This window comes from Blastococcus brunescens (genome assembly GCF_035320885.1).
In the GTDB taxonomy this organism is placed as follows: Bacteria; Actinomycetota; Actinomycetes; order Mycobacteriales; family Geodermatophilaceae; genus Blastococcus_B; species Blastococcus_B brunescens.
On record NZ_CP141261.1, the window covers coordinates 1,857,442 to 1,872,358 of the forward strand.

At 73.1% G+C, this 14,917-nt stretch carries 21 protein-coding genes and 7 pseudogenes; 24 read left to right on the forward strand and 4 right to left on the reverse strand.

The window, feature by feature from the left end; all coding sequences use genetic code 11:
- Positions 1-437: 437 nt before the first annotated feature.
- The gene (locus U6N30_RS12375; protein WP_324277520.1) at positions 438-623 is read right to left on the reverse strand and encodes a hypothetical protein; all 186 of its coding nucleotides are present in this window, start codon (positions 621-623) and stop codon (positions 438-440) included.
- Between U6N30_RS12375 and U6N30_RS12380 the strand changes: the two genes are divergently transcribed.
- Positions 618-773, forward strand: coding sequence for a hypothetical protein (locus U6N30_RS12380; protein ID WP_324278678.1), 156 nt, complete (start codon positions 618-620; stop codon positions 771-773). The genes U6N30_RS12375 and U6N30_RS12380 overlap by 6 nt on opposite strands.
- A gap of 28 nt (positions 774-801) precedes the next feature.
- Here the strand turns inward: U6N30_RS12380 and U6N30_RS12385 are convergent, their stop codons facing one another.
- Positions 802-954, reverse strand: coding sequence for a hypothetical protein (locus U6N30_RS12385; RefSeq protein WP_324278679.1), 153 nt, complete (start codon positions 952-954; stop codon positions 802-804).
- Between U6N30_RS12385 and U6N30_RS12390 the strand changes: the two are divergent.
- The 16 genes and pseudogenes from U6N30_RS12390 to nusB all read left to right on the forward strand — a co-directional run bounded on the left by U6N30_RS12390 (position 881) and on the right by nusB (position 8,602).
- Positions 881-1,581, forward strand: a pseudogene (locus tag U6N30_RS12390) (endolytic transglycosylase MltG). The gene U6N30_RS12385 and the pseudogene U6N30_RS12390 sit on opposite strands and share 74 nt — an antisense overlap.
- A 150-nt stretch (positions 1,582-1,731) precedes the next feature.
- Positions 1,732-1,932, forward strand: a pseudogene (locus U6N30_RS12395) (shikimate dehydrogenase); the annotation flags it as partial.
- Positions 1,933-2,045: 113 nt separating this feature from the next.
- Positions 2,046-2,468: pseudogene (locus U6N30_RS12400) on the forward strand (Rossmann-fold NAD(P)-binding domain-containing protein); the annotation flags it as partial.
- A gap of 76 nt (positions 2,469-2,544) precedes the next feature.
- Entirely contained in the window at positions 2,545-3,207 is a 663-nt protein-coding gene (locus U6N30_RS12405; RefSeq protein ID WP_324277521.1) for an A24 family peptidase, read from the forward strand.
- A gap of 49 nt (positions 3,208-3,256) precedes the next feature.
- Positions 3,257-3,691, forward strand: a complete 435-nt coding sequence (locus tag U6N30_RS12410) for a chorismate synthase (protein WP_324277522.1) — start codon at positions 3,257-3,259, stop codon at positions 3,689-3,691.
- A complete protein-coding gene (locus U6N30_RS12415) occupies positions 3,616-3,870 on the forward strand; it encodes a chorismate synthase (protein ID WP_324277523.1) in 255 nt (84 codons plus the stop codon). Before U6N30_RS12410 ends, U6N30_RS12415 begins: the two co-directional genes overlap by 76 nt.
- On the forward strand, positions 3,867-4,448 hold the full coding sequence (locus U6N30_RS12420; protein ID WP_324277524.1) for a chorismate synthase: 582 nt from the start codon (positions 3,867-3,869) through the stop codon (positions 4,446-4,448). Before U6N30_RS12415 ends, U6N30_RS12420 begins: the two co-directional genes overlap by 4 nt.
- Positions 4,445-4,980, forward strand: a pseudogene (locus U6N30_RS12425) (shikimate kinase). Before U6N30_RS12420 ends, U6N30_RS12425 begins: the two are co-directional and overlap by 4 nt.
- Positions 4,977-5,315, forward strand: coding sequence for a hypothetical protein (locus tag U6N30_RS12430; protein WP_324277525.1), 339 nt, complete (start codon positions 4,977-4,979; stop codon positions 5,313-5,315). The pseudogene U6N30_RS12425 and the gene U6N30_RS12430 overlap by 4 nt, the downstream one beginning before the upstream one ends.
- Positions 5,312-6,082 carry a 3-dehydroquinate synthase family protein gene (locus U6N30_RS12435; protein WP_324277526.1) on the forward strand — a complete coding sequence of 257 codons (771 nt, stop codon included), beginning with the start codon at positions 5,312-5,314 and terminating at the stop codon, positions 6,080-6,082. The genes U6N30_RS12430 and U6N30_RS12435 overlap by 4 nt, the downstream gene beginning before the upstream one ends.
- Positions 6,079-6,513, forward strand: a complete 435-nt coding sequence (aroQ, locus tag U6N30_RS12440; protein WP_324277527.1) for a type II 3-dehydroquinate dehydratase — start codon at positions 6,079-6,081, stop codon at positions 6,511-6,513. The genes U6N30_RS12435 and aroQ overlap by 4 nt, the downstream gene beginning before the upstream one ends.
- Positions 6,510-6,860, forward strand: a pseudogene (locus U6N30_RS12445) (aminopeptidase P family N-terminal domain-containing protein); the annotation flags it as partial. The gene aroQ and the pseudogene U6N30_RS12445, both read left to right, overlap by 4 nt.
- 197 nt (positions 6,861-7,057) lie before the next feature.
- Complete coding sequence (locus tag U6N30_RS12450; RefSeq protein ID WP_324277528.1) at positions 7,058-7,609, forward strand: M24 family metallopeptidase; 552 nt, start codon at positions 7,058-7,060, stop codon at positions 7,607-7,609.
- The gene (locus U6N30_RS12455) at positions 7,609-7,989 is read left to right on the forward strand and encodes a hypothetical protein (protein ID WP_479690596.1); all 381 of its coding nucleotides are present in this window, start codon (positions 7,609-7,611) and stop codon (positions 7,987-7,989) included. Before U6N30_RS12450 ends, U6N30_RS12455 begins: the two co-directional genes overlap by 1 nt.
- Positions 7,986-8,168, forward strand: coding sequence for a hypothetical protein (locus U6N30_RS35420; RefSeq protein WP_479690597.1), 183 nt, complete (start codon positions 7,986-7,988; stop codon positions 8,166-8,168). Before U6N30_RS12455 ends, U6N30_RS35420 begins: the two co-directional genes overlap by 4 nt.
- A 29-nt stretch (positions 8,169-8,197) precedes the next feature.
- Positions 8,198-8,602, forward strand: coding sequence for a transcription antitermination factor NusB (nusB, locus tag U6N30_RS12460; RefSeq protein ID WP_324277529.1), 405 nt, complete (start codon positions 8,198-8,200; stop codon positions 8,600-8,602).
- A 62-nt stretch (positions 8,603-8,664) separates the two neighbouring features.
- Here nusB and bldD read toward each other — a convergent pair whose 3' ends face one another.
- On the reverse strand, positions 8,665-9,219 hold the full coding sequence (bldD, locus tag U6N30_RS12465; protein ID WP_324277530.1) for a transcriptional regulator BldD: 555 nt from the start codon (positions 9,217-9,219) through the stop codon (positions 8,665-8,667).
- Positions 9,220-9,797: 578 nt separating this feature from the next.
- On the opposite strand from bldD, the gene pyrR reads away from it, so the two are divergent.
- From pyrR to U6N30_RS12485, 4 genes and pseudogenes are all read left to right on the forward strand, one after another.
- On the forward strand, positions 9,798-10,079 hold the full coding sequence (gene pyrR, locus U6N30_RS12470; protein ID WP_324277531.1) for a bifunctional pyr operon transcriptional regulator/uracil phosphoribosyltransferase PyrR: 282 nt from the start codon (positions 9,798-9,800) through the stop codon (positions 10,077-10,079).
- A gap of 151 nt (positions 10,080-10,230) precedes the next feature.
- Positions 10,231-11,151, forward strand: a complete 921-nt coding sequence (locus U6N30_RS12475; RefSeq protein WP_324277532.1) for an aspartate carbamoyltransferase catalytic subunit — start codon at positions 10,231-10,233, stop codon at positions 11,149-11,151.
- Positions 11,148-12,437 (forward strand): dihydroorotase, encoded by a 1,290-nt coding sequence (locus U6N30_RS12480; protein WP_324277533.1) that lies wholly within the window; start codon positions 11,148-11,150, stop codon positions 12,435-12,437. Before U6N30_RS12475 ends, U6N30_RS12480 begins: the two co-directional genes overlap by 4 nt.
- A 151-nt stretch (positions 12,438-12,588) precedes the next feature.
- A pseudogene (locus tag U6N30_RS12485) lies at positions 12,589-12,843 on the forward strand (carbamoyl-phosphate synthase domain-containing protein); the annotation flags it as partial.
- Here the strand turns inward: U6N30_RS12485 and U6N30_RS12490 are convergent.
- Positions 12,822-12,998 carry a hypothetical protein gene (locus tag U6N30_RS12490; protein ID WP_324277534.1) on the reverse strand — a complete coding sequence of 59 codons (177 nt, stop codon included), beginning with the start codon at positions 12,996-12,998 and terminating at the stop codon, positions 12,822-12,824. The pseudogene U6N30_RS12485 and the gene U6N30_RS12490 sit on opposite strands and share 22 nt — an antisense overlap.
- Before the next feature lie 116 nt (positions 12,999-13,114).
- Between U6N30_RS12490 and U6N30_RS12495 the strand changes: the two genes are divergently transcribed.
- The 3 genes and pseudogenes from U6N30_RS12495 to carB all read left to right on the forward strand — a co-directional run bounded on the left by U6N30_RS12495 (position 13,115) and on the right by carB (position 14,795).
- Positions 13,115-13,342: a glutamine amidotransferase-related protein gene (locus tag U6N30_RS12495; protein WP_324277535.1), complete on the forward strand. Its 228-nt coding sequence runs from the start codon at positions 13,115-13,117 to the stop codon at positions 13,340-13,342.
- Between the two features lie 163 nt (positions 13,343-13,505).
- The gene (locus U6N30_RS12500; RefSeq protein WP_324278271.1) at positions 13,506-13,679 is read left to right on the forward strand and encodes a glutamine amidotransferase-related protein; all 174 of its coding nucleotides are present in this window, start codon (positions 13,506-13,508) and stop codon (positions 13,677-13,679) included.
- Positions 13,679-14,795, forward strand: a pseudogene (gene carB / locus U6N30_RS12505) (carbamoyl-phosphate synthase large subunit). Before U6N30_RS12500 ends, carB begins: the two are co-directional and overlap by 1 nt.
- Positions 14,796-14,917: the final 122 nt, after the last annotated feature.

The following is a 14,917-nucleotide window of genomic DNA, read 5'->3' on the forward strand; positions in this document are numbered from 1 at the left end:
CGGCCGGCCCGCCTCCGCTACCCCCGGGTGCCCGGCGTCCTCGACCGCCGCGCCCAGCACACCGACGACCGGACCGGGCCGCTCGTCGAGCCCGACTGGTGGTCCTACGCGTCGAGCGACCACCCCGACCATCCCCTGAGCGCCCGCCACGGCGACGGCAGCCAGGCTCCCGACGCCTGGAGCTCCTGGAGCTCCGACGCCAGGGGCGGCGACGACCTGCCTGCGACCCACCCCTCCGCGCCGCTCCCGCCCCGCCCGACGGGTGTGTGGGACCGGCTGCACCCCGGCAGGACATGGCCGACGACGAGACCGTCGCGACCCCCTCCTCCCGGGCACCCCCTCGACACGCCGGCGCGGAACGGGCAGACTCCCCGTCCCGTGGGCGGCAGCCACCAGCCCGAGGACGACGGCGTCACGGACGCGCACGTCCCGGGTGGTCATGACGACGGGCACGGCTGGGATGACCAGACCGGGGGCCTGGAGGTCATCGGGGCCCACGTCGAGGAGGACGCCCCCGCCGCCGTGGTCGCCGTGGCCGCCGGGCACGGGCCGAGGAGCGCACCGACGACGGCCGAGGGGCCGTACTCGACGGCGCTGGGCTCGACGACGAGGCGCGCGTGCACGATCCGGCGTTCGGCGAGGACATCCCGGTCAAGCCGTACGACCCCGCACCGGCCGCGCCCGCCGCCGCCGGAACCCCGTGGCGGTCATCGGGTCGCTGCTCGTGCTGGCCGGCATCGTCGTCGGCATCGTGCTCGGCGGACAGAAGCTGATCGCGCTCATCGACCCGACCGCGAAGGACTACACCGGCCAGGGCACCGGGGAGATCTCGATCCGCGTCCAGGAAGGCGACACGCTCAGCGCCATCGGCCGCACCCTGGTGGAGGCCGACGTCGTGGCCTCGGTGGGGCCGTTCGTCGAGGCGGCGGAGAGCAATGCCGCTTCGGTGGGCATCCAACCGGGCGTCTACGCGATGCGGCTGCAGATGAGCGGGCAGGCGGCCCTCGACCACCTGCTCGACCCCGCCACACGGTTGCTGTCCCGGGTGACGGTGCCCGAGGGCTCACCGTCGAGCGCACCCTGGCCCGCCTCGCCGAGGAGACCGGGCGACCGGTCGAGGAGTTCCAGGCCGCCGCAGCCGACCCCGCGGCCCTGGGCCTGCCCGCCTACGCCAACGGCCAGCTGGAGGGCTTCCTCTTCCCGGCCACCTACGACGTCGAGCCCGACGACGCGCCGGCCGACGTGCTGCGCCAGATGGTCAGCCGCGGCACCGAGGTCCTCACCAACCTGGGCATCCCGGAGGCCGACCGGCTCGCGGTGGTCACCAAGGCCAGCCTGGTGCAGGCCGAGGCCGGGAACGTCGAGGACATGGGCAAGGTCGCCCGCGTGCTCGAGAACCGGCTGGCCGACGGCATGGCCCTCCAGCTCGACACGACGGTCAACTACGCCAACGACAAGGGCGGCATCACCACGACGGCCGACGACCGGGCCAACCCCTCGCCGTACAACACCTACCTCTATCCGGGACTGCCTCCGGGGGCCATCAACAACCCGGGGAGGACGCGCTGCGCGCCGTCCTGAACCCCACTCCGGGCGACTGGCGGTTCTTCGTGGTCGTCGACCCGGACACCGGCGACACCCGGTTCGCGGCCACCAAGGCGGAGCACGACCAGAACGTGGAGCTCTTCCGGCAGTGGCTGCGGGAGAACCCCGAGGGATGAGTTGAGCGGGATGCGAGCGGCGGTCCTCGGTCGGCCGGTCAGCCACTCCCTCTCCCCGGCGCTGCACCGGGCCGCCTACGCGGCGCTCGGGCTCGGCGACTGGACCTACGACGCCCTCGACATCGGCGCGGAGGACCTGCCGGTGCTCCTCGCCGGGCTCGGGGAGGAGTGGCGGGGTTTCTCGGTGACCATGCCGTGCAAGCAGGCGGCGGTCGACGTCGCCGACGTGGTCGAGCCGCTGCCGCGGCTGCTCCACGCGGCGAACACGCTCGTACGCACCCCCGAGGGTGGCGGGCGGAGAACACCGATGTCACCGGGATCGGCATGGCGCTGCAGCTGGCCGGCATCGACCAGGTCGGCGCAGCGGTGGTCATCGGCGCGGGCGGGACCGCGTCCGCGGCCGCGGTGGCGCTCGCCTCGCTGGGTGCCGAGCACGTCGACGTCGTCGTCCGCGAGCCGACGAGGGCCCGCGAGGTCGTGCGCGTCCTGGCCGCGCTCGACGTGCCGGCCACCATCACCCCGATTCCCCGGGCGACCCTCGACGCCCCGCTGGTCATCAGCACCGTGCCGGTCGACGCGCAGCCCGCGCTGCTCGCGCTGCCCTGGCGTCCCGACCACACTCTGCTGGACGTGCTCTACGCGCCCTGGCCCACGGCGCTCGCCTCGCATGTGGCGGCTGCCGGCGGCACGGTCGCCGGCGGGCTGGACGTGCTGTTCTGGCAGGCGACGGCGCAGGTCGAGCTGATGACCGGGCTCCCGGCCCCGATCGAGGCCATGCGCACCGCCCTCGACGCCGCTCTCGCCACCCCTGACGGGCGGTCCGGTGGAGGTGTCCCGGGCGGTGCTCGTCGGCGCCGCGCTCGTCGTCGCCGTCGTCGTCGGGCCGTTGCTGGCGCGGATCGCGGTACGACTGGCGAGCAGGGAGGACGCGACCCGGCCGACGACGGCCCGTGTCGTGGCGATGACGGCGCTGCTCGCTGCCCTGCTCGTCGGGAGCGTCCACCTCCTCGGCCCGCGTCCCGCGACGGCCGCCCTTGCGTGGGCGGCGGGGGCCGCCGTCGTCCTGGGGGCGGTGGACTTCCTCAGCCACCGGCTGCCCGACCGGGTGACCTATCCGGCGGCCGTGGTGTGCGCCGCCGCGTTCCTCGTCGACGCGGTGCTGCTCGGCACCTGGACCGCGCTGCTGCGGAGCCTGCTGGCCGCGGGCGTGTCCTTCGCCGTCGGTGCCGGCGCCGCCGCGGTGTCGCCCGACGGGTTCGGCTTCGGTGACGTGAAGCTGCTGGGGCTGCTCGGGCTGGTGCTCGGGTGGTTCGGGTGGGGCGTCCTCCTCACCGGGGTCTTCCTGGGGCTGGTGGCCGGCGCGCTCGTGTCGTTGCTCCTGCTGGCCACGCGGCGGGCGGGCTGGCGGACGGCGATCCCGTTCGGCCCGCCGTTGCTGACCGGGGCCGTGCTGACCCTCGCCCTGGGCGCCGTCTCGCTGACCTGAGCGGACGGCCGCGGGAGGGGCAGGTCCTGCTGCTGGCAGAATCGGCCGCATGTTGCGCTGGTTGACCGCAGGGGAATCGCACGGTCAGCAGCTCACCGCGATCCTGGAGGGTCTTCCCGCGGGGGTGCAGGTGCAGACCTCCGACATCGACCTGCAGCTCGCCCGCCGGCGGCTCGGGCACGGCCGCGGCGCCCGGATGTCGTTCGAGCAGGACGAGGTCACCCTCACCGGCGGCGTGCGGCACGGCCGCACCCAGGGCGGCCCCATCGCCGTCCAGGTGGGCAACACCGAGTGGCCCAAGTGGTCGACGGTGATGTCGGCCGATCCGGTCGCCCCCGAGGTGCTGGCCGGGCAGGCCCGGAACGCCCCCTCACCCGCCCCCGCCCCGGTCACGCCGACCTCGCGGGCATGCAGAAGTACGGCTTCGACGACGCCCGCCCGGTGCTGGAGCGGGCCAGCGCCCGCGAGACGGCGGCGCGGGTAGCGCTCGGGGCGATCGCCCAGGCGTTCCTGCGCCAGGTGCTCGACGTCGAGGTGGTCAGCCACGTCGTCGCGATCGGGCCGGTCGTCGTGCCCGACGGCGTGCTCCCGGGCCGCAGGACAACGCGCGCATCGACGAGGACCCGGTCCGCTGCGCCGACCCGGCGACCAGCGCGGCGATGATCGCCGAGATCGACGACGTGCGGAAGAACGGGGACACCCTCGGCGGCGTCATCGAGGTGGTCGTCCACGGCCTGCCGCCGGGTCTCGGCAGCCACGTCCACTGGGACCGCCGGCTGGACTCGCGGCTGGCCGGGGCGCTCATGGGCGTCCAGTCGGTCAAGTCCGTCGAGGTCGGCGACGGGCTGGAGACCGCCCGTCGACGGGGCTCGGTGGCCCATGACGAGATCGACTACGCCGAGATCGCGGACGGGCAGCACCGCGTGCAACGGCGCACCGACCGGGCCGGTGGCATCGAGGGCGGCATGACCAACGGTGGGGTCCTCCGGGTGCGCGCGGCGATGAAGCCCATCTCCACCGTGCCGCGCGCGCTGGCGACCGTCGACACCGCCACCCTCGAGCCGGCCGTCGCGATCAACCAGCGCAGCGACGCGTGCGCGGTTCCCCGCGGCAGCGTCGTCATGGAGGCGATGGTGGCGCTGGTCCTCGCCGACGCCGTGCTGGAGAAGTTCGGCGGAGACTCGGTGCCCGAGACGCGCCGCAACGCGCAGGCGTACCTCGACGCGCTGCCGATCCGATGAGCACGCCGCTGCTCGTCCTCGTGGGCCCTCCGGCGTCGGGGAAGACGACGGTCGGGCTCGCGTTGGCCGACGCCCTGGGCGCGGACTTCCGCGACACCGACCAGGACGTCGAGACCGCCGCCGGGACCTCCGTCGCCGACCTGTTCGTCTCCGAGGGCGAGCCGCACTTCCGGGCGCTGGAGGAGCAGGCGGTCGCGGCGGCGCTGGCCGGGCACGACGGCGTCCTGGCCCTGGGCGGGGAGCGGTGACCAGCGCCGCCACGCGCCGACTGCTGGTGGCCTACGGCCGCGCCGGCGGAACGGTGGTGTGGCTGGACGTCGACCTGCCCTCGGCGGCCAAGCGGGTGGGCCTGTCCCGGGACCGCCCGATCCTCGGGATCAACCCGCGGCAGATGCTGCGCCACATGCTCGAGACGCGCGCACCGCTCTACGGCGAGGTCGCGACGGTCACCGTCCACACCGGCGGCCGCTCGCCCGGGGACGTCGCCGCGGCCGTCCTCGCCGCCCTTCCGACGGCCAGGTCCGGCCGATGAGCGGAGCGGCCCACGGCGGACGGGCACCGAGGCGGGTCACCGTGCCGGGCCCGACGCCCTACGAGGTCGTCATCGGACCGGGTGTGCAGGCGGAACTGGCGCTGGTCCTCGCCGGGACCCCGAAGGCCGCCGTCGTGCACGCGCCGCCGCTGTCCGCCCTGGCCGGGGCCGCGGTCGAGACCCTGCAGACGGCCGGCGTGGCAGCCGAGGCCGTCGTCGTCCCGGACGGCGAGGCGGCCAAGACCGCGGACGTCGCCGCTGGGCTCTGGGAGGAGTTCGGCCGGCTCGGCATGACCCGGTCGGACGCGGTCGTGGGCATCGGCGGGGAGCGGTGACCGACCTGGCGGGCTTCGCCGCGGCGACCTGGATGCGCGGCGTGCGGGTCGTCCAGGTGCCCACCAGCCTGCTCGGCATGGTCGACGCCGCCGTGGGCGGCAAGACGGGCATCAACACGGCGGCCGGCAAGAACCTGGTCGGTGCCTTCCACCCGCCGACGGCCGTGCTCGCCGACACCGACGTGCTGACGCGGCTGCCCGAGGCGGAGTTCCGGTCCGGCCTGGCCGAGGTGGTCAAGTGCGGGTTCATCGCCGACGGCGCGATCCTCGAGCTGCTCGACGACGACCCCACCGGCCGGCGGGACACCGCCGAGCTCATCGAGCGCGCGGTGCAGGTGAAGGCCGACGCGGTGGGCGAGGACCTCTACGACCTCGGCCGTCGGGAGTTCCTCAACTACGGCCACACCCTGGCGCACGCGATCGAGCGGGTGGAGGACTTCGGCTGGCGGCACGGTGAGGCGGTCGCGGTCGGCCTGGTCTTCGCCGCGGAGCTGGCCGGCCAGGCCGGTCTCCTCACCCGCGCCGAGGTCGACCGGCACCGCTCCCTCGTGGCCGCCATGGACCTGCCCACCCGCTACGCCGGTGACTGGGACACGATCCAGTCGGTGATGCGCGTGGACAAGAAGGCCCGCGGCGCGACGCTGCGCTTCGTCGTCCTCGACGGGCGTGGTCCTGGAGAAGCTGCAACACCCACGATCCTGACCGACCCCGACCGGGCCTGGCTCGATGCCGCCTGGGCCGCCGTCTCTGCAGAAGGAACGCCATGACCATCCAGGTGCTCAACGGGCCCAATCTCGGCCGGCTCGGGCTGCGGGAGCCGCAGAAGTACGGGACGACGACGTACGCCGAGCTCGTCGAGCTGGTGGAGTCCACCGGGCGCGAGATGGGCGTGGAGGTGCGGGTCCGCCAGACCGACGACGAGGGCGAGATGCTGCGCTGGGTGCACGCCGCCTCCGACGCCGGCGACCCGGTGCTGATCAACCCCGGCGGTTGGTCGCACACCTCGGTGGCGCTGCGCGACGCGCTCGCCGGGCTCAACGCCCCGCTGGTGGAGGTGCACATCACCAACATCCACGCGCGCGAGGAGTTCCGGCACCACTCCTACGTCTCCGGCGTCGCCGACGGCGTGATCGCCGGCCTCGGCGTGAGTGGCTACATCCTCGCGCTGGGCTGGCTGGCGCAGCAGGGCGTGCAGTGAGGACGGCTGACCGGAGGGATGCGCTGCGGCGGGTCGCCGGCGAGCGCGGCCTCGACGCCGTCCTGGTCACCAACCTGCTCAACGTCCGCTACCTGACCGGGTTCACCGGCTCCAACGGCGCGCTGCTGGTGGGTGCCTCCGGAACCGACCTGCTCGGCACGGACGGCCGCTACACCACCCAGGCCGCGGCACAGGTCCCGGACGTCGAGGTGCTCGTCGACCGCGCCACCGTCGCCGGGCTCGCCCGCGAGGCGGTGCGCCGGGGCGCCGGCCGGCTCGGCTACGAGTCGCACGACCTCACCGTCGACGGGCTCGCGCACCTGGAGGAGGTCCTCGCGGACGCCGCCGCCGGCGGCACGGTGCCCGAGCTGGCATCGGTCCGGCGTGCGGTGGAGGCGCAGCGGGCGATCAAGGACGACGACGAGATCGAGTCGCTGCGCCGAGCCTGCGCGGTCGCCGACCAGGCGCTGGCCGAGCTGGCCGCCGAGGGGCGCTGCGGCCCGGCCGGACCGAGCTGGAGGTGGGCCGGGAGCTCGACGCCCGCATGCTGGCGCTCGGTGCCGAGGCGCCGTCCTTCGAGACGATCGTGGCCGCCGGTGCCAACTCGGCGATCCCGCACCACCGCCCCGACGCCACGGTGCTGCGTGGCGGGGACTTCCTCAAGCTGGACTTCGGCGCCACCGTCGACGGCTACCACTCCGACATGACCCGCACCGTCGTCCTCGGGCACGCGGTCGACTGGCAGCGGGAGATCTACGAGCTCGTGGCGGCGTCGCAGGCGGCCGGCCGGGCCGCCCTGGCGGTCGGCGCCGACGTCGTCGCGGTGGATGCGGCGTCCCGCGACGTCATCGTCCAGGCCGGGCACGGGGAGCACTTCACCCATGGACTGGGCCACGGTGTGGGCCTGGAGATCCACGAGGCGCCGGGCATCGGCCCGCTCGGCGCGGGTACGCTGGCCGCCGGCATGGCCGTCACCGTGGAGCCGGGCGTCTACCTGCCCGGCCACGGCGGTGTCCGGATCGAGGACACCCTGGTCGTCACGGACGACGCGCCCGAACTGTTGACCCTCACGAGCAAGGAACTGCTGGTTCTCTGATGGCTACCACCAACGACCTGAAGAACGGCATCGTCCTCAACCTGGACGGCCAGCTCTGGACGGTGACCGACTTCCAGCACGTCAAGCCGGGCAAGGGCGGCGCGTTCGTGCGGACCACGCTGAAGAACGTGCTGTCGGGCAAGGTCGTCGACAAGACCTTCAACGCCGGCACCAAGGTCGAGACGGCCAACGTCGACAAGCGGTCGATGACGTACCTGTACAAGGACGGCACCGACTTCGTCTTCATGGACGGTGACACCTACGACCAGATCCACGTGTCGTCGGAGACCGTCGGCGGGGAGCGGACTACCTCCTCGAGAACACCGAGGTCATCGTCGCGGTGCACGACGGCAACCCGCTGTACGTCGAGCTTCCGGTGACCCTGGAGCTCGTGGTCGAGCACACCGACCCGGGGTTGCAGGGCGACCGGTCCACCGGCGGCACGAAGCCCGCCACGCTCGAGACCGGCGCGCAGATCCAGGTCCCGTTGTTCATCACCACCGGCGAGAAGCTGAAGGTCGACACCCGCGACGGCCGGTACCTCGGCCGCGTCAACTGAGCTGCGTCGGCTGAGCAAGGCACACCTCCATGGCTGCCCGCACCAAGGCGCGCAAGCGTGCCGTCGACGTCCTCTACGAGGCGGACCTGCGGGGACGTGACGTGCTCTCCGTCCTCTCCGACCGGATGGAGACCCCACCGCCCGTCTCCGAGCACACCGTCCGCCTCGTCGAGGGCGTCGCCGAGCACGGGGCCCGTATCGACGCGCTGATCGACGCGCACGCGTCGAACTGGTCGATCGACCGGCTGCCCGACGTCGACCGGGCGATCCTGCGCATGGCCGTGTTCGAGCTGCTGTGGGTCGACGACGTCCCTGACGTCGTCGTCATCGACGAGGCGGTGGAGCTCGCCAAGGCGCTGTCCACCGACGACTCGCCGGCCTACGTGAACGGCGTCCTGGGCGCGATCCTGGCCGCCGAGGTCCCCACGAGCTGAACCAGTGGACGCGAGAGGCCCAGAACCGGGATGGTTCTGGGCCCCTCGCGTCCACCCGTCCGTCAGCGCGGGCCGCGGCGGCGCTCCCAGTTCGGGTCGAGCTCCTCGTCCTCGTCGTCGCCGCCACCGAAGCCGACGACGCTCTCCATGCCGGGGGACAGGACGCCCCACTCGATGAGCCGCGTGGTCAGCTCGTCGGGGCTCATGTCGTAGATGATCGCCAGCGACTTGAGGTCCTCGGCGCGGATCGAGAGGACCTTGCCGTTGTAGTCGTGTCGCTGCGCCTGGATGGTCGAGGCGTAACGGGCCAGCGGGCCGGCCTCGTCGGCGGGCAGGGACCCCAGGGACTCCAGGTTCAGCACGATCTTGGTGCTGGAGGTGACCGCGGAGCTGGGGCGCGGGTCGGGGAGCAGCTCGGAGACGGGCACGCCGTAGAACACCGCGAGCTCGGAGAGCCGCTGCACGGTGACGGCGCGGTCGCCGCGCTCGTAGGAGCCGACGACGACTGCCTTCCAGCGGCCGTGCGACTTGTCCTCCACTCCTTGCAGGGAGAGCCCCTGCTGATTGCGGATGGCGCGGAGCCGGGCGCCGAGGGCCCGTGAGTAGTCGGTGCTCATCGCTGTCTGCTCACTGTCCGTCGTCTCGGAAAGGTCCTGTTGGTGACTGAGCGTACTGGTCGCGGGCGGCGCGCAACAGGGAGGAGTCTTCTCCTGCGTCCGGAACCGGTCTGGTAGGTGCGGGAGCCGAATCCGGCGCCGACCTGGGGCGGAACAGGCGCTGACGGACGCCCTCGGTGCGTGCAGTACCGTCGTGCGCGGTCCGACCCACTCCTTTAACGACCCGTCCAGTGAGGCGGGGAAGGAGGCCTGATGGCCAGCTCTCCCGAGCCTGCCCGGAGTCCGTCTCCCGGCAGCGCCCCCGGCACCCTGCTCTCCGCCGCCGACGTCGCCCGCGTCGTCGATCGCATGGCCCACCAGCTCATCGAGCGGGCCGCGACCGTCGACGCCGGATCCGCCGACGGCGGGCTCTCCGACCTCGTGCTCGTGGGCATCCCGACCCGCGGCGCACCCCTGGCTCGCCGGCTCGCGGCCCGCATCCAGGCGTTCAGCGGCACGCCGGTCGACGTCGGCACAGCCGACATCACGCTGTACCGGGACGACCTGAGGCTTCGGGGGTCCGGGCCCTGGAGCCCACCGTGCTGCCCGACTCCGGCATCGACGGCCGGCTGGTCGTGCTGGTCGACGACGTCCTCTTCTCCGGCCGGTCGGTGCGCGCCGCGCTGGACGCGCTGCGCGACCTGGGCCGGCCGCGGAGCGTGCAGCTCGCCGTCCTGGTCGACCGTGGGCACCGGGAGCTGCCGATCCGCGCGGACTTCGTCGGCAAGAACGTGCCGACCTCGCGCACCCAGCAGGTGAAGGTGCACCTCGCGGAGATCGACGGCGTCGACGAGGTGCTCGTGACCGAGGGGACGGTCTGAGCGGACAGGGGCGTGAGCATCGCAGCGAGGCGGCCGCTGACAGCGAGCGAGCATCGCAGCGAGGAACGAGCGAGGAGCGGAACGAGCGAGGAACCGGCCTGGGCATCGGAGCGAGGAGCGGAGCGCCCCGCGGGGGCGAAGGGGAGACACAGTGAAGCGGCACCTGCTGGAGTCGGCCGACCTCGACCGCGCCGATGCGACGCTGGTGCTCGACACCGCCGCGCAGATCGACCAGGCGCTGGCCGGCCGCGAAGTCAAGAAGCTGCCCACCCTGCGCGGGCGCACCGTGGTCAACCTCTTCTACGAGGACTCCACCCGCACCCGGATCTCCTTCGAGCTGGCGGCCAAGCGGCTGTCGGCCGACGTCATCAACTTCTCCGCCAAGGGCAGCAGCGTCTCCAAGGGCGAGAGCCTCAAGGACACCGCGCTGACGCTGGAGGCCATGGGCAGCGACGCGATCGTCGTCCGCCACTCCGCCTCGGGCGCCCCGCACCGGCTGGCCAACTGGGTCCGCGGCAGCGTCGTGAACGCCGGCGACGGCACTCACGAGCACCCGACCCAGGCGCTGCTGGACGCCTACACGATCCGGCAGCGGCTGGGCCGGCTCGAGGGTGTGCGGGTGGTGCTCGTCGGCGACGTGCTGCACAGCCGGGTGGCCCGCTCGAACGTCTGGCTGCTGCACACGCTGGGCGCCGAGGTCACCGTCGTCGCACCGCCGACGCTGCTCCCCGTCGGGATCGGCAGCTGGCCGGTGGACGTGAGCTACGACCTGGACGCGGTGCTGCCCAAGGCCGACGTGGTGATGATGCTGCGGGTACAGGCCGAGCGGATGAACGCCTCGTACTTCCCGAGCGCCCGCGAGTACAGCCGTCGCTACGGCCTGGACGGCCGGCGGATGGCGACGCTGTCCGACGACGCGATCGTCATGCACCCCGGCCCGATGAACCGAGGGATGGAGATCGCCGCCGACGTGGCCGACTCCGTCCGCTCCACGATCGTCGAGCAGGTGGGCAACGGGGTCTCCGTGCGCATGGCCGTGCTCTACCTGCTGCTCGGAGGCTCGCCCGCATGACGACCTACCTGATCACGGGCGCGAAGCCCTACGGCGGGGACGCTGCCGACATCCTCCTGAAGGACGGCCGGATCGCCGCGGTCGGCGAGTCGCTGTCCGCGACCGGCGCCGAGGTGATCGACGCCGGTGGACTGATCGCCCTGCCCGGCCTGGTGGACCTGCACACCCACCTGCGGGAGCCCGGCCGCGAGGACGCCGAGACGGTCGAGACCGGCAGCCGGGCGGCCGCGCTGGGCGGGTTCACCGCGGTGCACGCCATGGCCAACACCGACCCCGTGGCCGACACCGCCGGCGTCGTCGAGCAGGTGTGGCGGCTCGGCGAGCAGGCCGGCCTGGTCGACGTCGTCCCGGTGGGTGCGGTGACGGTCGGTCTGAAGGGCGAGCGGCTGGCCGAGCTCGGCGCGATGGCCGACTCCGCCGCCCGCGTGCGGGTGTTCTCCGACGACGGGCACTGCGTGGCCGACCCCGCGTTGATGCGCCGGGCCCTGGAGTACGTGAAGGCGCTCGACGGCGTCGTCGCCCAGCACGCGGAGGAGCCCCGGCTCACCGCCGGTGCCCAGATGCACGAGGGCGACCGCTCCGCGCGGCTCGGCCTCACCGGCTGGCCGGCCGCCGCCGAGGAGGCGATCATCGCCCGCGACGTGCTGCTGGCTGGGCACGTCGGCGCCCGGCTGCACATCTGCCACGTGTCGACGGCGGGCTCGGTGGAACTGTTGCGCTGGGCGAAGGCGCGCGGCGTCCAGGTCACCGCGGAGGTGACCCCGCACCACCTGCTGCTCACCGACGCCTGCGCGGAGAGCTACGACCCGGTGTTCAAGGTCAACCCGCCGCTGCGCACGGACGAGGACATCGCGGCCCTCCGGCAGGGGCTGGCCGACGGCACGATCGACGCCGTCGCCACCGACCACGCGCCGCACGCGGTGGAGGACAAGGAGAGCGAGTGGGCGCAGGCCCGCCCCGGGATGCTCGGGCTGGAGCAGGCGCTCTCGGTCGTCGTCGAGACGATGGTCGAGACCGGCCTGCTCGACTGGCAGGGCGTCGCCGACCGCATGTCGGTGCGCCCTGCCGCCATCGGCCGACTCGACGGTCACGGTCGCCCGCTGGCCCCTGGCGAGCCGGCCAACCTGCTGCTGCTGGACGCCTCGACCCGGGCGCCGGTCGACCCGGCGGCGCTGGCCAGCCGCAGCCGCAACAGCCCCTACGCCGGCCGGGAGCTCCCCGGCCGCGTGGTCGCGACGTTCCTGCGGGGGACGCCGACCGTTTTGGACGGAAAGGCAACACGGTGAGGCGACAGCGAGTGAGCATCGCAGCGAGGAACGAGCGAGGAGCGGAGCGAGCGCGGAGCCGAACGGGAGTTGCAGAGTGAGTCAGGCGATCCTCGTGCTCGAGGACGGCAGGACGTTCCGCGGCGAGGCCTACGGCGCGGTCGGGACGACGGTGGGCGAGGCGGTCTTCGCGACCGGGATGACCGGCTACCAGGAGACGCTGACCGACCCCAGCTACCACCGGCAGGTCGTCGTCATGACCGCCCCGCACATCGGCAACACCGGAGTGAACGGCGAGGACGACGAGAGCCGGCGCATGTGGGTGGCCGGCTTCGTCGTCCGCGACCCGGCCCGCCGCTCGTCGAACTGGCGGGCCACCGGCAGCCTGGACGACGAGTTGGTGGCTCAGGGGATCGTCGGGATCAGCGGCATCGACACCCGCGCCCTGACCCGGCACCTCCGCGACCGCGGTGCGATGCGGGTGGGCATCAGCAGCGAGACCACCGACGTCGACGCGCTGCTCGCCCAGGTGACCGCGGCCGAGAGCATGACCGGCGCGGACCTGGCTCCGCAGGTGAGCACCGGCGAGGGCTACGTGGTCCCGGCGGTGGGGAGAAGCGCTACACGATCGCCGCGCTGGACCTCGGTATCAAGACCGCCACCCCCGGCACCTCGCCGAGCTCGGCGTCGAGACCCACGTGCTGCCGTCGACCGCCACCGCCGAGGAGCTGCTCGCCGCCGGCCCGGACGGGGTCTTCCTGTCCAACGGCCCGGGCGACCCGGCCGCCGCCGACTACGCCGTCGAGGCGGTCCGGGGCGTGCTGGACGCGAAGCGGCCGCTGTTCGGCATCTGCTTCGGCAACCAGATCCTCGGACGGGCCCTGGGGCTCGGCACGTACAAGCTGCGCTTCGGCCACCGGGGCTGAACCAGCCGGTGCTCGACCGGGTCAGCGGAACGGTCCGGGTGACCAGCCACAACCACGGCTTCGCCGTCGACGCCCCGCTGGACCGGCCCACCGTCACCCCGTACGGGCAGGTGGAGGTCAGCCACGTGGGGCTCAACGACGACGTGGTCGAGGGCTGCGCTGCCTGGAGGTCCCCGCGTTCAGCGTCCAGTTCCACCCGGAGTCCGCCGCGGGTCCGCACGACGCGGCCCCGCTGTTCCAGCGGTTCGTCGACCTGATGGAGACCGCGCGGAACGGCGACGCGCACGCCGGCGGGCCGGCGCCGCAGGTCGAGCACAGCACGGGGGAGAAGGCCTGATGCCCAAGCGCACCGACATCGAGCACGTGCTGGTGATCGGCTCCGGGCCGATCCTCATCGGCCAGGCCGCCGAGTTCGACTACTCCGGCACCCAGGCCTGCCGGGTGCTGCGCGCCGAGGGCCTGCGGGTCAGCCTCGTGAACAGCAACCCGGCCACGATCATGACCGACCCCGAGGTCGCCGACGCCACCTACATCGAGCCGCTGACGCCGGAGTTCGTCGAGAAGGTGATCGCCAAGGAGCGCCCCGACGCCTTGCTGGCCACCCTCGGCGGGCAGACCGCGCTCAACATCGCCATCGGGCTCTACGAGAACGGCGTCCTGGAGAAGTACGGCGTCCAGCTCATCGGCGCCGACGTCGACGCGATCAACCGCGGCGAGGACCGGCAGCTGTTCAAGGACATCGTCCGGTCGATCGGCGCGGACGCGCCGCGCTCGACGGTGTGCGCGTCGGTCGACGAGGCGGTCGCGACGGCCGAGGAGGTCGGCTACCCCGTCGTCATCCGGCCGAGCTTCACCATGGGCGGCCTCGGGTCCGGCATCGCCACCGACGAGCCGATGCTGCGCCGGATGGCCGGCCACGGGCTGGCCGACTCCCGGTGCACACCGTGCTCATCGAGGAGTCGGTGCTGGGCTGGAAGGAGTACGAGCTCGAGCTCATGCGCGACCGCAGCGACAACGTCGTGGTCATCTGCTCGATCGAGAACATCGACGCGATGGGCGTGCACACCGGCGACTCGGTGACCGTCGCCCCGGCCATGACGCTGACCGACCGCGAGTACCAGCAGATGCGGGACGTCGGCATCGCGGTGCTGCGAGAGGTCGGCGTGGACACCGGCGGCTGCAACATCCAGTTCGCCGTCCACCCGGAGACCGGCCGTCTCGTCGTCATCGAGATGAACCCCGGGTGTCGCGCTCGTCGGCGCTGGCGTCGAAGGCCACCGGCTTCCCGATCGCCAAGATCGCCGCGAAGCTGGCCATCGGCTACACCCTCGACGAGATCACCAACGACATCACCGGTGTCACCCCGGCGAGCTTCGAGCCGTCGCTGGACTACGTGGTCGTCAAGATCCCGCGGTTCGCCTTCGAGAAGTTCCCGGCGCGGACCCGCGGCTGACCACCACGATGAAGAGCGTCGGCGAGATCATGTCGTTCGGCCGAAACTTCGCCGAGGCGCTGGGCAAGGCGATGCGGTCCACGGAGACGAAGGTCGCCGGGTTCTGGACGGGGAGGCCGACT

Coding starts and splice junctions, on each gene's coding strand:
- U6N30_RS12385 (WP_324278679.1), bottom strand. CDS start 954: ATGCCCACCGAAGCGGCATTGCTCTCCGCCGCCTCGACGAACGGCCCC.
- U6N30_RS12410 (WP_324277522.1), top strand. CDS start 3,257: ATGTTGCGCTGGTTGACCGCAGGGGAATCGCACGGTCAGCAGCTCACC.
- U6N30_RS12415 (WP_324277523.1), top strand. CDS start 3,616: ATGCAGAAGTACGGCTTCGACGACGCCCGCCCGGTGCTGGAGCGGGCC.
- U6N30_RS12420 (WP_324277524.1), top strand. CDS start 3,867: ATGATCGCCGAGATCGACGACGTGCGGAAGAACGGGGACACCCTCGGC.
- U6N30_RS12430 (WP_324277525.1), top strand. CDS start 4,977: ATGAGCGGAGCGGCCCACGGCGGACGGGCACCGAGGCGGGTCACCGTG.
- aroQ (WP_324277527.1), top strand. CDS start 6,079: ATGACCATCCAGGTGCTCAACGGGCCCAATCTCGGCCGGCTCGGGCTG.
- U6N30_RS12450 (WP_324277528.1), top strand. CDS start 7,058: ATGCTGGCGCTCGGTGCCGAGGCGCCGTCCTTCGAGACGATCGTGGCC.
- U6N30_RS12455 (WP_479690596.1), top strand. CDS start 7,609: ATGGCTACCACCAACGACCTGAAGAACGGCATCGTCCTCAACCTGGAC.
- nusB (WP_324277529.1), top strand. CDS start 8,198: ATGGCTGCCCGCACCAAGGCGCGCAAGCGTGCCGTCGACGTCCTCTAC.
- bldD (WP_324277530.1), bottom strand. CDS start 9,219: ATGAGCACCGACTACTCACGGGCCCTCGGCGCCCGGCTCCGCGCCATC.
- U6N30_RS12480 (WP_324277533.1), top strand. CDS start 11,148: ATGACGACCTACCTGATCACGGGCGCGAAGCCCTACGGCGGGGACGCT.